Origin of the sequence: Devosia rhodophyticola (genome assembly GCF_028816475.1) — a bacterium.
GTDB lineage: Bacteria > Pseudomonadota > Alphaproteobacteria > Rhizobiales > Devosiaceae > Devosia > Devosia rhodophyticola.
The window spans coordinates 657,252-672,873 of sequence record NZ_CP118247.1 but is presented as its reverse complement, the minus strand read 5'-3'; the positions used below and the strand labels follow the sequence as shown (position 1 = coordinate 672,873).

Sequence of the window (15,622 nt, the reverse complement as noted above, 5' to 3'; positions counted from 1 at the left end):
TCGAAGGTCCCGCCTGGGTTGCTGACAAGGGCGACTGCCAGATCCAGATCATCACGGTGTCGCCACTGGGATGGCACCAGTCGGCCATGGCCGCCCGCGCCGGGGGACGGGATCTGGCTTATGTTTACGGCGGTAATGTCTACGGGCAGCAGCCCGTGATGCTCAGCAAACTCGGCTACTATTGGCACAAGCTCGTGAACTATTTTTATCCGTCGGGACAGCCGCCTGTATTTGGCGTTGTGTCCTCAAGCGACTGCGATTCGCAATCGGTCGGCATTGGTCTGATCGCTCAGCTTTTGCAATAAGGCGCGCTGCCCCAAACCAAATGTGGGTAACCCACACTTGGTGATGGTCCGGCCTAGCCTTTGACGGCACCCGCCGTCAGGCCTGATTGGAATTGCCGCGTCATCAGCAGATACGCAAAGAGTATTGGCGCGGTCGATACCACGACACTGGCAAAAACCAGTCCCCATTCCGTCGAATAGGCGCCGACGAACGAAACGATGCCGACCGGCATTGTCTGGCTCTCCGGCTTGAAGGCAACAATCAGCGGAATGAAGAACTCGTTCCACATCCACACCCCATTCAGGATCGCCACTGATATCAGCCCCGGTTTCATCAATGGCAGCACAATGCGTCGAAATATCTGCCACTCTGTCGCCCCGTCGACCTGCGCCGCGCTGATAAGATCGCGTGGCAATGTCGCCGCGACGGGACCCAATATGAGTACGCCAAGTGGCAAACCGAGAGCAATGTAGGGAAATATCAGCGCCATGAGCGTGCCAAACAGCCCAAGCCATTTGATCAGGATAAACAATGGCAAGACAATCATATTGACCGGCACCAAAAGTCCCGCGACAAAAAAGGTATAGAGCCCCATCGCAAACGGCTTTTCCTTGCGGCTGATCCCATAGGCAATCAATGCTGCCAGCAGCGTGCTGCCGAACACCGAAACGGCGGTAACAATGATGGTATTTGGCAACGTGATCGAAATATGGGCGTCGCGCCAGGCGCGCGAATAATTGTCCCAGGCCCATGTGCCCGGCAGGCCGTAAGGATTGCCGAAGAAATCCGGAACGGTCTTGAACGACGCCAAAACCATATAGGCGATCGGCACCAGAACCATCAAAGACAGGATCGCCAGAAACAGGGAGCGTGCAATGCCGACGAAAAGGCGTGTGCGCACAGCTTTGGCGCCACGACGGCGGCGGTCCGCCAGCGATAGAGCGGTCATGACTGGATCTCCCGACGCCGCAAAATCTTAATCAGGGCCCAGGCTATCAGGGTCATGAAGGCAAAGACCACCAGCGCCAATGCAATGGCAAAACTCATGCTGATGTCATCTGTGTAATTGCCTGATCCGCCAAAGGCGGTTCGATATATCAGCGTCCCAACCACGTCAGTTCGATAGTTGGGGGACCCCAGTGGACCCGTCAAAACGTAAACCAGATCGAAGGTCTTGAAGGTGCCGATAAAGGTCAGGACGGTCAGTGCGGTAAACGAGGGCGAGAGCTGCGGGAACACGACCCGCCAGAATGTCTGCCACCCATTGGCCCCGTCGATATGGGCCGCCTGTTTCAATTCCTCGGGCACGTTTTGCAAGCCCGAGAGATATATGACGATGGCCCAGCCAACACTATTCCAGGCGGTAACGGCAATGACTGTAGGGAGCGCGGTGGCAGGATCGCTCAACCAATTCTTGGCCAGAAATCCCAATCCCAAATCCCGAAGAACCGGATTGATAAAGCCTATGTTCGAACTCAGCATCAGTGTCCAGATAAAACCTGTCGATACCAGGGAAATGATCACCGGCATGAAAAGAACGGCACGATAAAACTCCATGAAACGGGGTTTTTCATTGAGCTGAACTGCAATGAACAGGCCGACGGTATGCTGAAAAATGAGCATTGCGACGAACAGGATGACGTTGTTGATCGCGGCACGGTAGAGCGGCCAATAACTCAGCGCATCCTGAAAATTCTGAAGGCCAATAAACTCAAAACTGATACCGCGCCCGGTCCAGTTGGTCAGGCTGATTACCAGCGCAAACAACGTTGGGCCCACCATAACAGCAACAAAAAACACAAGCCCCGGCAACACAAACAGCAAATGTCCATACTTGCGCATGATTTCCGAAGTGGCACGCCGCTCCGGGCGCTCCTTGCGGCCCAGCTGTGGTGCCAGCACCGACGTCGTTCTCGGTGGGCTGTTCTGTGTCATGGCTTGGTGGTCCACATCATTGGTACAGAGCAAAAAAGGGCCGGGCGGGAATGCCGTCCGACCCGAAACAAACTACATGCTGGATGAAGGTTTGACCGCGTCCTGAACGATCTGGGCAAATTCTTCGGGCGTTATGTCGCCGAGGAAAAGGGCCGCTGCATTCTGTTGGACCACGCCAAATACCGCGCCGGTCTCGGGCATTTCATAGAACACCCGCACATCGTTGGATCGCCCGGCCTCGATCATTTCCTTCATCACTTCATTGTCCGACGGAACAATACCTTTTGTTGTCGTCAAGGTGATGGTGTCCACGACCATTTGGGCTGGCTCGGCTGTCATCATCCACTGCAGGAACGCGACGGCTTCGTCGATATGTTCGCTCTTGGCGTTGACGTTGTACGGCGCTTCCATCCCGGTCACGGTAGCAGGCGTTCCGCCATCGACGGCTGGAAATGGTACGACCCCGACATCAACGTCGGGGTTGGTTTCAAGAAACCCGGCGTAATCCGCCGAACCACCTTCGAGCATGGCACCACGGCCGAGCGCGAACAAAGCTTTGCCCTCAACATAAGGCGTTGCAAGGGCTCCCTCCTGGAAACACGAATAGGAATCCTTGAGGAAGTAAGCAGCCTTGAGCACATCGGGATCGGTGAACTTACGCGTGCCGGCACGAATTTCATCAAATCCTTCTGCCTTGACCACACTGGCAACCATCATGGCGTAAAGGAACGAGGGAATGATACCGTCCTGTGCCGGGGCAATCATTGGCGTAATACCCTTTTCCCGTAGGGTATCGCATAGCGCCATGAATTCGGTCTGGTTTGTCGGTGGCGTCAGCCCGTTCTCTTCAAAAATCTTGCGCTGGTAGTAAAGGCCAACCGTGTACGATCCCAGGATCGGGGCGCTATAAATTTTGCCATCGAGCGTAATGGCCGCCTTTGCCGAGTCAGTTAGCCCAGAAATATCAAGTCGATCTGTCAAATCGACGGTATAACCGGCGGCGGCCGCGTCGGCAGTCACCGGACCTGGGTTCAGGCCGAATAAATCGGGTGCTTCGCCTGCAGTCAGAGCCGTATTGAGCCGCGTGTTGTAGTTGGTGCCCGAAATCTCTTCGAGTTGAATGTCGATATTGGGGTTCATTTCCTCATATTTATTGAGGATCGCCTCCACCCGATCTTTCCACTCCGGATGGTTGTGCCACATGGTCAAAACCACCTTGTCTTGGGCAATGGCAGAAATTGCGGTGGTCGCCAATAGGACGCCAACCAATAGTCCCTTGATCACGGTTTTCATTTGCGTTTCCTCCTGTTTGCATAATGTGGGCGCAATTTTCGCGCCTTCTTTTCGAGAGATTGCAGTTCAGATTTTCCCGGTGTCCTGGCGTTTTGCATCGCCGACTATATTGCCAGTCCGGTAGCGGCGTCGAAGAAGTGAAGTCTGTCACAGGCCACCGCCACCTCGATGGATTGACCTGCCTTGACAAGGGAGCGGGCGCCAAAACGCCCGATGCACACGCCCTCGGCCACAACTATTTCATCGAGCGAATCTTGATCCGAAACCTTGGCGAGCGGGGCATCTATGGGAAAGTGGACCATATGGTCAGAGCCAAGGGACTCATTTAGAATGACATGTGCTGCCAACCGCTGATCGGCCGGATGCGTTGGCAACAGTGCCGCGTCTTCAAGATCTTCGGGTCTGAGACCGACAATTATATCGGCGCCGATCTTGGCTGCAAGCTCGGCCCGGTCCGCAAAAACGCTTGCCGGAATGGCTAGCCGATTTCCACCAAGCACCAATGTGCAACTGGCAACCTCGCCCTCAAGACGTGCCCGGTAAAGGTTCATCGAGGGCGATCCGATAAACGACGCGACAAAAGTATTGGCCGGTCGGTTGTAGATATTATCCGGCGTATCAACTTGCTGCAGCACGCCGTCCTTCATCAGCGCCACCCGATCCCCCATCGTCATCGCTTCGACCTGATCGTGCGTCACGTAGATTGTGGTGACTTTGACCCGACGCTGAATTTGCGCAATTTCCGAGCGCATCTGCACGCGCAGTTTTGCATCGAGATTGGACAGCGGTTCGTCCATCAGGAATACCGAGGGCTGCCTGATAATTGCTCGCCCCATGGCAACGCGTTGGCGCTGCCCGCCTGAGAGGTTTCCCGGCTTGCGTCGCAAATAGTCTTCGAGTTGGAGGATGCGAGCGACTTCGCCGACCCGGCGGGTGATTTCCGCCTTGGGCACTTTGGCAATCTGCAGCGAAAAGGCAATATTGTCGAAAACGCTCATGTGCGGATAAAGCGCATAGCTTTGAAATACCATGGCGATATCGCGGTCACGCGATGCATATTCATTGACGACTTCGTCGGCAATGAGAACTTCTCCCGCCGTGATCGGCTCCAACCCGGCTATCATTTTCAATGCGGTTGACTTGCCACAGCCAGACGGACCAACCAGCACCAGAAATTCGCCGTCCGCGATTTCCAGGCTCAGATTGTCCACGGCGGTGACCTGACCCGGATAAGTCTTGGTCAGGTTTTTGAGCGTGACATTAGCCAACGAACGTCCCTCCAGACAAGCAGTATGCGGTTGTCCGCATTTTGTGTGCTTATCGTTCGGAATGATACATCAAAAGTCAATAAATGATACAGGCTATCAACAATCCCGTAGGCGGATTGTTATTGCAGCGGTTGCCTTTTTGGGTTCGCAGGGTGCGCGAGTGAAATCGTCGACATCTGGCAAGCGTTGCTATTCTTCAGCAAAAAGCATAACGTGATATGTACTCGAGCACATAGCAATCAGAACTTGCAGGTTCCTACTGTGTCATCAGCGACGGGTGCTCGTGGGGCCCGATTTCTTGCCCACAGTGGTTGCATATGTCGTGGGCACTCTAACGCTTATTCAATTGATAAAGCAGGTCGCGCAGGCTTGGCGCGGCGAAAGTACGCTTGCCGCGCCAATTGATCCCAAGTCTGCCTTGGCGGCAATCGGCTTTGGCACGGTGACTATTTGCTATTTCGCACTCTTGGCGTACGCGATATTGCCGTTTTACATCTCGACAACCGCATTTGTGATCGGTGCCACGCTTATCATGGCGCGCTCCATTGCATGGCGCGAAGTGGCGGTTAGTGCGGTAACCGGAATCGTGTTAGGCGTAGCCCTGCAGTTCGTCTTCACCAAAGTGATGATTATCGACCTGCCAACCTGACTTCCATAGGCCTTGCGAAAGTCGTCGAACGCCAAATGAACGAACAAAAGCGTCCACGAATGGCCGATATTGCTAGGGAAGCGCGTGTTAATCGGATAACCGTCTCGCGTGCTTTTTCCAATCCGGAGTTGGTGGCCAAGGAAACGCTTGAACGCATCCACGCGGCCGTTGCCAAAACCGGCTACATTCCAAATCAAATCGCGCGCGGATTGAAGGCAGATCATAGCAATATTGTTTCGTTGGTGACGCCGGCATATATGTCTGGCGTCTACGGACAAATAGTCGAGCAACTATCCGGTTTGCTCTATCGAAGTGGCCTTGTCGTCAACTTGTTTCCAGTTCAGGACGTTGAAGGACACCTCAATGTTGTCTTACGCGAATTGGCAGGTTGGCGTCCCGCCGCTATCGTCTTGTTCGGCGCCACATTGACCGAAGAGTCTCAGCAAATAATTCGGAATGCCCGGATGCCGGTTGTCGAGTTGCTGAACTATTCCGAGAGTAGCGGCACATCCTCAGTAGGATACGATCATCGCCTTGCCGCATCATTGCTAACCAGCCATTTGTTGGATCAGGGGTATCGCAAGATCTGCTACATACATTCGGCGCGTGCCGCAAATATCATCAATGCGGATCGCCTTGCCGGGTTTACCGAAGCTATTCGCGTTGCGGGCGGTCCGATTCTGCTCCGATCTGAACGCGACCAAACCAACAATCAACAGCAGATGGCTCCGCGCGACCACATCTGCGGCATTGAGCTGAAATCAACCACGGCGTTCCACGCGGGTTTTGAGTTGATGGGGAAACTGGCGAACTGGGAAAATCGACCGGAAGCGGTGCTATTCGCGTCAGATATGGTAGCGGTTGGCGCACTGCAATACTGCCTTGTCAACGGAATCGCGCCCGGCAAGGATATTGGGCTATGCGGGTTCGATGGTATAGAGTTGACGTCGGTGATGCGCCCGCAATTGACTTGTCTGGATTTTCCTTATCAGCGGGTCATCGCGGAAGGCGCCCGGCAAATTTTGGCGCGCGCCACGGATCAATCAACAAGCGACGAACATATTCGAATTCCAGTTGCAGTACTGCACCGGGAAACAACCTGACGTCATTGATTTTTCTAAATACTATACCGGTACACTCGGGAAACTGGGTGAAATCACGGCTGCAGCACTAAACTGAGTTCAGAGGTTTTCATGGACAGAACTGACGTTCCGGCGCCATTCAACGCGACCCATGCCGATGCCTATGCCGAGGGTCCCCCGCGACAGGTGCCCGGCTTTTCCAGCCTTCACCGAATGACCGGAATGCTCCTTGCAGAGCGAGTTCCTTCCAACGGGCGGGTACTTGTTCTGGGGGCAGGCGGTGGGCTGGAACTAAAGGCTTTGACCGATGATTTTCCCGATTGGACTTTCGATGGTGTCGATCCATCTGCCGACATGCTGCGCGTCGCGGCGCAGGCTGTTGGGGAGCACCGGGGGCGCGTTCGCCTGCATGAGGGTTACATTGATGTCGCGCCAAAGGGACCATTCAATGGTGCTGTTTGCTTGCTGACGTTGCATTTCGTGCCGCACGACAACCGCCTCGATACGCTTAGAGAAATTCATCGACGTCTGGTGCCGGGTGCCCCGTTCGTTGTCGCCCACATCAGTTTCCCCCAGACCGAGCCCGAGCGCTCCCTGTGGATCACCCGCCATCTCAAATTCGGCGGTACCGATCCAGCCAACGCGGAGCGGGCAAAGCGCGCCATCTCGGAGAGGCTGACTATTCTGTCGCCAGCGGAAGACGAATCCATGTTGGGGGAGGCAGGGTTCTCGAACGTCAGCCTATTCTACGCTGGCCTCAGCTTTCGTGGTTGGGTCGGATACGCGTAGCACCACCGCCCAATCTACCTGATTGGGTTGCCATCAAGCAGTCGTGCGACCGTAAGGTCTACTGAGGACTGCCAGTTCGGCGCCCGCCAATCGTATCGACTGGCCAGCTTGTCGGTACAAAGCCGGGAATTTGTCGGGCGCACAGCCTTGGTCGGAAACTCTGCCGTCGAAATTGGTCTGATTTTAGCGGTGGGGCCACCGTGATTTTGGCTGACATCCATGACCACCTCGGCCAGTCCACTCCAATTGATATCACCAGTGCCGGCAAGATGAAAAATGCCAAAAAGCTCGGGCCGGCGCTGCTCCATAAACGTGCCTGCAACGTGCAAAATGCCGTCGGCAATATCGAGCGCAGATGTAGGATTGCCCCATTGGTCGCTCACAACTGCGATTTCATCCCTGTCCGCCGCCAACCGCAGCATCGTTTTAACGAAGTTCTTGCCAAAAGGACTGTAAACCCAGGCCGTTCGCACTATTACATGCTCACGATTGACCGCCCTGACCAATTCTTCGCCAGCTAGCTTGGTGCGGCCATAAATGCATTGCGGATCAGTCGCATCGCCTTCGTGGTAGGGGGCCTGCGAAGTCCCGGAAAAAACGTAGTCTGTTGAAAGATGAATGATGGGCGCCCCAGCTTCGGCAGCTGACTGGGCCAGCATACCCGCGCCAACGGCGTTGATAGCATGAGCCAGATCGGGCTCATCCTCTGCCAGATCAACTGCTGTATAGGCCGCGGCAGAAACGACAATGTCGGGCCGGACCGCCAGAACCGTCTCGCGAATGGTTTCGGGCCTGGAAAGGTCAAGTTCGGGGCGACCCAGCGCTACAACCTCGAACCTGCCATTCCTGTTTGCGCGCTCGATGAGGCTGCGCACGACCTGGCCCTCGCGTCCAGTTACCAGCAGCTTCATTGGGCGCTCTTCACATTGGTGCCTAGCCGTTCACCAGAATAGGCTTTCTCACGGATCGGCTTCCACCACCAATCGTTTTCAAGGTACCAATCAACTGTACGGGCAAGGCCCGTCTCGAAGGTTTCAAGCGGCTGCCAGCCAAGTTCGCGGCCGATTTTGGCAGGGTCGATGGCATAGCGCCGGTCGTGACCGGGGCGATCCCCCACGAACGCAATAAGATCGCGATACGATTGGCCGGAAGCGCGGGGTCGCTTGTCGTCGAGGATGTCGCAGATCGTTTCGACCACGGCGAGATTTGTCCGTTCGGCCCGACCGCCAACATTATAACTTTGTCCGGGTGTGCCACGGGTCACGACAGCAAACAGCGCCCGCGCATGATCTTCGACATAGAGCCAGTCACGAACATTGGCACCCGCGCCATAAATTGGTAGCGGCTTCTCGTCCAAGGCATTCAGCACGACGAGCGGGATCAGCTTTTCCGGGAAATGATAGGGGCCATAATTGTTCGAACAATTTGAAAGTACGACCGGTAGGCCGTAGGTTTCGTGCCAAGCCCGAACCAGATGATCCGAGGCCGCCTTGGAGGCAGAATAGGGTGATGATGGCGCATAGGGCGTTTGCTCGGTGAAAATGCCGCTATCGAACGGCAGATCCCCAAAAACCTCATCGGTTGAGATGTGGTGAAATCGAAAGCATTCCGCTTTATCGGATGGCAATTCCCGCCAGTAGATCAGTGCCGCGTTTAACAAGCGGTAGGTGCCGACAATGTTGGTCTCGATGAAAGCGCCGGGCCCGTCAATCGATCGGTCAACGTGACTTTCGGCGGCCAGGTGCATAACGGCATCGACCTTTTGGCTGCGCATGATGGCGAGCATTGCCGCTTCGTCGCAAATATCAGCCTGATGAAAGCGGTAGTTCTCATCGCCTTCGATCTGCCGCAGCGATGCCAGATTGCCCGCATAGGTCAGCTTGTCGACATTGACGACACGAACACCGGGTTCGCCAACCAGAAGACGGCACACAGCGGACCCGATAAATCCGGCACCACCGGTGACCATAATTGTTCTCATCGCCAAAATCCCCCGCTAGTCGAAAACCGCAGCATCCGCCAGCAGCGGTGCATTTCGATCCTTTTCCGAAAGCTGAAACTCACCCACATCGGGCCAGTGGATGCCAATGGCAGGATCGTCAAACCGGATGGAGCGGTCATGCTCGGGTGAATATAGAGCCGTCACCTTGTAAATAACTTCGGTGTTGGGTTCCAAAGTTACAAAACCATGGGCAAAGCCCTTGGGCACAAAAATCTGGTTCCACTTTTCGGCTGACACCACAAGAGATACCCAGTGCCCAAAAGTTGGCGAGCTCTTGCGGATGTCCACCGCCACGTCAAGAATTGCGCCCCTGACGACGCGCACCAGCTTGTCCTGCGCGCGCGGGGTGAGTTGGTAGTGCAGGCCTCGTACGACCCCTTTTGCGGCTGAATGGGAGTGATTATCCTGCACGAATTCGTGGGTAATACCCGCTATTGAATAACTCTCGTGATTATAGGTTTCAGAAAAAAATCCCCGGTCATCCCCAAATTTTTTGGGCGTAAGCTCAAGAACTTCTCCGAGCGACAGCGGCGATACCATAGTCATTGGCTGAAATATTCCTTCACGCGCTGCCTTAGAAAAACTCCGTAGTCTGTCTTGCCCATCATGTCGGCACGGGCCGTGACCTTATCAGCATCAAGCCAGCCCTTTTCCATCCCGATTTCTTCAGGGCAGGCAATCTTGATCCCCTGCCTGTGTTCAATTGTCCGCACAAAGGACGACGCTTCGTGCAGACTGTCGTGCGTTCCCGTATCCAGCCAGGCATAGCCCCGACCCAGTCGATGAACCTGCAGTGTACCGCGCTCAAGATAGGTGTTGTTGACGGCAGTTATTTCCAATTCGCCACGCGCCGATGGCGTAATTGATGAGGCGATATCGACGACGTCGTTATCGTAAAAATAAAGGCCAGTTACTGCCCAGCTTGATTTCGGGTTTTCCGGTTTTTCCTCAATCGACAGCGCCCGCCCGCTTTCACGGTCAAAGGTAACAACGCCATAGCGCTGCGGGTCTTCTACTCGATAGGCAAATACGGCGGCACCCGATTTTTGCGCGGCGGCCGACATACAGATATTGGAAAGACCATCACCATAATAGATGTTGTCGCCCAGGATCATGGCGACACTGTCTTTGCCAATAAATTCGCGCCCAATGATAAAGGCTTCGGCCAACCCGTTTGGATGCGGTTGCTCGGCATAGGAAAATTCAACGCCAAAATCACTTCCGTCGCCCAACAGTTCCTTGAAACACACAAGGTCGCGCGGTGTTGAAATTACCATGATCTCGCGGATACCCGCCAGCATCAACACACTGAGTGGATAATAGATCATCGGCTTGTCATAGACCGGAAGGATCTGTTTAGAGATGGAAAGTGTCAGAGGAAACAGGCGTGTTCCGCTTCCGCCCGCCAGAATAATGCCTTTCATCTGATCCCGCTTTCAATATTGGTATTGGTTGTTTCGGTTCGGATCGCGACGTAGGTCGATAAAACAAGGTTCTAGTCTGACCATGACATTAGGCGGCCAACGTGAGGCTCTGCAAGCATCGAAGCGGGGCGACGCGCCAAGCCATTCGATGTAAGCCACTGTTTGCGCAGCCATAGGCCAGAGAAATTGACTACCCAGTGGACGTATCGACGCTAAAGTGCAAAATCCAGCTTGGGTGCCTCCGTTTCCTGCCCGGCCAGCTTTTGGTCGGCCTCGAAGGCGCGGGCATAGCCCTCAAAGTCCGTGATTTGAACGAGCAGTACATCGCTGTTGCCGGATACATGCTTGGATGCATCGATAGAAACGCCGCAGTCAAGCCGCCCAAATTCGAGCGCGTCTGCAACAATATCCCTCGGTCCAGGAAGCCAGACTTGGCCGCGCACTTGAAGATAGTCAGTAACCGCTTGATCAATTCCGTCGACGTCGCCTTCCTCCAACTCCCAACCCTCCCATGATCCGGGTTCCGCCGCCCTGCAATATCTACCTTCCATGTTGGAGCGTGGCGTTGGTTGCAGAACCCAGTTGGCGCGAAAACCGTCCGAGTGCTGATCAGCCTCGCGCTCCTCACCATATTTGGCACGCAGTGCTTCAAGCAGCGTGCCAGCCATAGTGCCGGCCTTCTGTGCGACCTTGCGGGAAATGACATGGACTGTGTCACCATCAGCGCCGGGCAGATAGACAAGGTCGATTGCCTCTGTCAGATCCGAGGAAACGAATGCGCGTTCGTTCAGGAAATGGGTGGTTCGAACGCCCGGCTTGCGCTTGTACACCGCTGCGACATCCATGTGTGAACGGACCACTGCCTCTGCCGCCGCCAGCGTCATGCCGGGGCGCAACCCGACAATGTCCCAACCCTCGGGTAGGGGGGTGACCGCCGCTTCAGAAGCACGCGCCGCCGCCAGATCCCCGGCGGTAAAGCTGGCAATCTGGCCAGCGCCGTTAGCGGCGCGCAACCCTGCAAATTTTGCCTTGATCGCCATGGCCGGCAGTTTCGCCCCGCTCACCGGCACAATTTCGACTGTTTCAATTTCGATATCAATCTCGGCGTTGGCCAAATAAATCTTGGTTTCCTTGCCGGGCAACAGGATCGAATCCATCAACACAACGGCGCCGCTGCGGGTGTTGTCCAACCAGCCAAGTTGCGCGGATGCGCCGCCGGACAGGGTCGTATTGCACTGGTCGCCATCCAGAAGATATCCCTCAATTTCAAAAGCAAGAGGACCCGACGCGTGGGCTTCCAGATACTTGGCGGCAATGGTTTGCAATTCTGTTGATGATCCAAGTTGGGGGTACGCCGATATCATGGGCGCACTGATCGGTGAACGCCAGTATTGGCTCGCAATGCTCGAGGCGCAATTTCCCAACACTATGGTCAGCCTGCCATGGAGCGTTTGGGCGCGCGCCGAAGCCCATCGGGTGAACTCGGGCAGCCAATGCTCGCGTATGCCCGGTGCCAACAGATCGGTCCCCGGAGGAAAGAAATTGACGCCATCGCTAGTCATCTTGCTTTTTTCGAGCAGCCAGCGCGCCGCCATCATCCGGCCAAACTGGGCCGGTGTAGCCATCTGGGGCGCGTAGTTGATCAACAAGTAATCGAGAGCTTCGGGATCAAGGTACTTTAGCGGAGGAACATCGGCAGTGGCCGTTTTGGCTGATGATACCTCAAAGTTGGCCACAACTGTGGGTGGGCTGTCGTCGCCTTCAAGACGACCCCACAGCACAATTTCTGCAACTTCCACCGAGAAATTATAGTTCGGCGTGGTCCCATTCGGATCTACCGTGACATCGAGAATGTTGACGCGCGCAACCAATGGTAAGCGTCTCCGGTTCATTTTAACGATCTTGCGAGCGTTTTCTTCATCGACGCCAATGGTATCGAGTCCCCTTGTGTCGGCGAGGGTAAATTTGAAACTGGCGTGAAAGCCGCTATCGCCCGCAGCGGGCGTGAGGCCGAATTTGGAAGTAGCAAATTTGCCTGTGCTCAGATCATAGGTCCCAAGATCCACCGAACCGACGAGCCAGACCTCGTTTTCTCCTGGCATCGATGCCAGCAAATTCATCGCAGCGGTGCGCGCGTCAGCCTGCTCAAATTCATTTGCCGTGCGCACGCTGTTACTGCTTTCGACCATTATCTCGGCCTGATCGCGCGGCAATAACTTTGCATAGGCATGCCCCAACAATTCCAGCTCGGTGGCGGGGGTGATCTTGGCCAATATTCCGGGCTCTCGTTGCACTTCTTCCGGCGCCACTACGTCAGTGCTGGGGTCTACGACGGTTTGGGCCGGATCGATTTCTGCCAGTTTTTCGGTCAGTTGTGGGTCCGCAAATATGCCAGAATGCGACGGCGCAAAACTTACCCGCCCGTAAACGCCCCGACCGTTCGCTTCGACCCCGGATATGGACAGTTCTCCGAAGGTCGCAACCCAGACCCATGGCCGCCCGTATGTTTCATTCTCCGTCGCAAAGCGCTCGGCGATATCTTCGTCCATAGCAAGACTGGTCGGCAGATTCTCGTAAACGAGGGACGAGGCAAGGACACTAGGCAAATAGAACAGCGGCCGATTTCTGACCGATGAAATAGGGAATGCCTTTGCTGCAAAGTCATATTCCCCCAACTGAATCCGGAAGACCGTTACAACCGGCACAGGCAGGGATGGCGCCTCAGCCATCCATTCGGGGATGATTTCTTCGTTGAGTACCTGCGTCGCACGGCGTCGTTCAAATTCGTTTGCGAATGAATTTGCATGGGTTGCCAATGCTCCATAGACGCGAGCCCGTTGTGCGCGCGACATTAAATTCCAGATGTCAGTATCCGTAACGCGGTCCCCTGCGGCCTCGGGGACGAGATGGATCGCCGCGAGCGACAAATAACGCGTGATGGCTTCGTTTACATTCTGCGTCCCAAATGCAGCTTCTATTTCATAGTTGACGTTTTGGTCAGCCGGCAGCAACACATGACCTTGGGCAATGGGTATCCCCATCTGCTGCGCTAGCGCGATGTTATCGAACGCGCCGACTGCGGGTGCACGTGTCTGCGGCTCATACAGAACGAAAAGCTCGTCCCCACCGTTCGCACGGTTTGGGCCGGATCGCATCGTTGCCACCGATACCCTGTCCAGACTAACAGTCATTTGAATGGGGGCATTGTCGGAGAAATATGCCTGGCCGGATTTTTGCCCGCCTGCCACTTCTGTGATCGTGTACCAACCAACCAGTTCTACCTGGCCGTTGCCGTTCGGCCCTCGTGCAAGGTCCAGAAAGGCGCTCGCCTTGTCGGCATTGGTTATTGGTATGCTCTTGATATCTGGGGCGTCGAGCGCCGCGCCAACGAGGGTTCGCTGGATTTCAGCGGATGGCAGGCTCAACAGTGATAGATTGCTGTTCGCGCCTGCGCCAATAGCAATTCCCTCCTGCTCATTGAACCCATTGATCTGCAACGGTCGCCAGATGCGTAACCTGATCGGTAAATGGTTGGGATCAGCTGTAAATGCCTCGGCCTCCTGGATAATCCGCATGCGTAAATCTTCCAGAATTGCATCCTGCCGAATGACATTGGCGGAATCGAAATCAATGCGCTCCTGCTCGGTCCGCGACGGATACTCGCGCTGAAACCAGCGCAGCAAGAGCGAGCGTTTGTCCAGGATTTCGGGAAATCTATTGATTGAGATCAGTGCCAATTCGCTTTCGACGTCTTCAAAACGTTGGTACGAATTTGGCTCAAATGGCGTTTGTTCTGCCCTTTCGGCATTGGGAGACTGCAGCACAGCCTGTAGCAGGGCAGAGGTCGCACCTACCGCGCCAACCGTAGGGTTGTCCGCAATGAACCGAGCGATAGCGTTCCGGGTATTTGTGCCGATGACCCCATCGGGTCGTCCCACCTCATATCCGCGCGCATTCAGGCCTGCCTGCAATCGTGCGATCTCTTCTCGTGACAAGGGGCGGGACAGATCGACCGAAGATGGCTCGAAAGCACTGGTGGGACCGCGCACGCCCGAAACCGCCCCCGGAAAAGCGGTTTGGTTGACGCCGTTGGTTTTCAGAAAACACACCCCGGCCGATACGTTATAGGTAAATGCCCGGCACTGGCGGTCGGCAGCGCAAGCGGCCAGGCACCCACGCGTGCCTATGTCCCGGAGACTGCGATCCGACATCCCCGAGCGAAAGTCATTGTAGGGAAGATCGATCCCGTTCAGCATTGAAAACCCAAAATTTTCTGATACCGGAACCGCCGATACAGGAACTTCCGACGGCCCTCGCTGTTGGGCCAATAATAAATCGGTTTGCGTTCCGCTCAGTTCACCCGTAGCAACCGCGCCAATGGAGTGTTGGAAACTGGCGATGGCCTGCCGGGTCTTAGCCCCCATCACGCCGTCGGCCGGACCCGCGTCAAACCCAATATCGCTGAGTTGTTGCTGTATGCGCTGCACTTGCGACGATGGCGGCCTGGATGATGTGGCGGGGGGAGGAGTTGTCCGGGCGGCGACGGGTTTTCGATCAGCCCACCGACGCCGCGCTCAAGCAAAGTTGTGAACAGGCCGCGCTGGGCCTGCGCCGCGCTCGCCAGGGCGAAGAACGCAATTGCCAATGAAACCAAAAATAATAGTTTGCGGAGACGCATGACAAATCAAGCCTCCTATTCGCGATCCTGATGTTGTATGCGGTTTAACTAAGGTCTTATTTGCCAGTTGATCAAGTTATTTTTGGACAAGAGTTAGTTTCTGGCCGGTCATATCAATATGATAGAAGTATAATATAGATATATCTTATGATTATTGATGGTGATTATTAAAATTCTTATACAAACGATCTAGAGCTAGCTGAAATTGATTAGCCCT

At 55.1% G+C, this 15,622-nt stretch carries 13 protein-coding genes; 4 read left to right on the top strand and 9 right to left on the bottom strand.

Annotated features, from left to right (window positions below):
• Positions 1 to 86: 86 nt before the first annotated feature.
• Positions 87 to 305, top strand: coding sequence for a hypothetical protein (locus PSQ90_RS03260; protein WP_282212016.1), 219 nt, complete (start codon positions 87 to 89; stop codon positions 303 to 305).
• A gap of 53 nt (positions 306 to 358) precedes the next feature.
• On the opposite strand, the gene PSQ90_RS03255 is transcribed toward PSQ90_RS03260, so the two are convergent.
• From PSQ90_RS03255 to PSQ90_RS03240, 4 genes are all read right to left on the bottom strand, one after another.
• A complete protein-coding gene (locus PSQ90_RS03255; protein ID WP_282212015.1) occupies positions 359 to 1,234 on the bottom strand; it encodes a carbohydrate ABC transporter permease in 876 nt (291 codons plus the stop codon).
• Complete coding sequence (locus tag PSQ90_RS03250; RefSeq protein ID WP_282212014.1) at positions 1,231 to 2,220, bottom strand: carbohydrate ABC transporter permease; 990 nt, start codon at positions 2,218 to 2,220, stop codon at positions 1,231 to 1,233. Before PSQ90_RS03250 ends, PSQ90_RS03255 begins: the two co-directional genes overlap by 4 nt.
• 72 nt (positions 2,221 to 2,292) lie before the next feature.
• On the bottom strand, positions 2,293 to 3,513 hold the full coding sequence (locus PSQ90_RS03245) for an ABC transporter substrate-binding protein (RefSeq protein WP_282212013.1): 1,221 nt from the start codon (positions 3,511 to 3,513) through the stop codon (positions 2,293 to 2,295).
• A 104-nt stretch (positions 3,514 to 3,617) separates the two neighbouring features.
• Positions 3,618 to 4,781: an ABC transporter ATP-binding protein gene (locus PSQ90_RS03240; RefSeq protein ID WP_282212012.1), complete on the bottom strand. Its 1,164-nt coding sequence runs from the start codon at positions 4,779 to 4,781 to the stop codon at positions 3,618 to 3,620.
• Between the two features lie 277 nt (positions 4,782 to 5,058).
• On the opposite strand from PSQ90_RS03240, the gene PSQ90_RS03235 reads away from it, so the two are divergent.
• The 3 genes from PSQ90_RS03235 (at position 5,059) to PSQ90_RS03225 (ending at position 7,301) form a co-directional block, all read left to right on the top strand.
• Positions 5,059 to 5,430 carry a tripartite tricarboxylate transporter TctB family protein gene (locus tag PSQ90_RS03235; RefSeq protein WP_328517518.1) on the top strand — a complete coding sequence of 124 codons (372 nt, stop codon included), beginning with the start codon at positions 5,059 to 5,061 and terminating at the stop codon, positions 5,428 to 5,430.
• A 35-nt stretch (positions 5,431 to 5,465) separates the two neighbouring features.
• Entirely contained in the window at positions 5,466 to 6,533 is a 1,068-nt protein-coding gene (locus PSQ90_RS03230; protein ID WP_282212010.1) for a LacI family DNA-binding transcriptional regulator, read from the top strand.
• Positions 6,534 to 6,623: 90 nt separating this feature from the next.
• Complete coding sequence (locus PSQ90_RS03225) at positions 6,624 to 7,301, top strand: class I SAM-dependent methyltransferase (RefSeq protein ID WP_282212009.1); 678 nt, start codon at positions 6,624 to 6,626, stop codon at positions 7,299 to 7,301.
• 14 nt (positions 7,302 to 7,315) lie between these two features.
• Here the strand turns inward: PSQ90_RS03225 and rfbD are convergent, their stop codons facing one another.
• The 5 genes from rfbD to PSQ90_RS03200 form a co-directional block, all read right to left on the bottom strand.
• On the bottom strand, positions 7,316 to 8,212 hold the full coding sequence (gene rfbD, locus PSQ90_RS03220; protein WP_282212008.1) for a dTDP-4-dehydrorhamnose reductase: 897 nt from the start codon (positions 8,210 to 8,212) through the stop codon (positions 7,316 to 7,318).
• On the bottom strand, positions 8,209 to 9,282 hold the full coding sequence (gene rfbB / locus PSQ90_RS03215; protein WP_282212007.1) for a dTDP-glucose 4,6-dehydratase: 1,074 nt from the start codon (positions 9,280 to 9,282) through the stop codon (positions 8,209 to 8,211). Before rfbB ends, rfbD begins: the two co-directional genes overlap by 4 nt.
• 15 nt (positions 9,283 to 9,297) lie before the next feature.
• Positions 9,298 to 9,849 (bottom strand): dTDP-4-dehydrorhamnose 3,5-epimerase, encoded by a 552-nt coding sequence (gene rfbC / locus PSQ90_RS03210; protein WP_282212006.1) that lies wholly within the window; start codon positions 9,847 to 9,849, stop codon positions 9,298 to 9,300.
• Positions 9,846 to 10,727: a glucose-1-phosphate thymidylyltransferase RfbA gene (gene rfbA / locus PSQ90_RS03205; protein WP_282212005.1), complete on the bottom strand. Its 882-nt coding sequence runs from the start codon at positions 10,725 to 10,727 to the stop codon at positions 9,846 to 9,848. Before rfbA ends, rfbC begins: the two co-directional genes overlap by 4 nt.
• Positions 10,728 to 10,939: 212 nt before the next feature.
• Positions 10,940 to 15,214, bottom strand: a complete 4,275-nt coding sequence (locus tag PSQ90_RS03200; protein WP_282212004.1) for a peptidoglycan-binding protein — start codon at positions 15,212 to 15,214, stop codon at positions 10,940 to 10,942.
• Between the last annotated feature and the right edge of the window lie 408 nt (positions 15,215 to 15,622).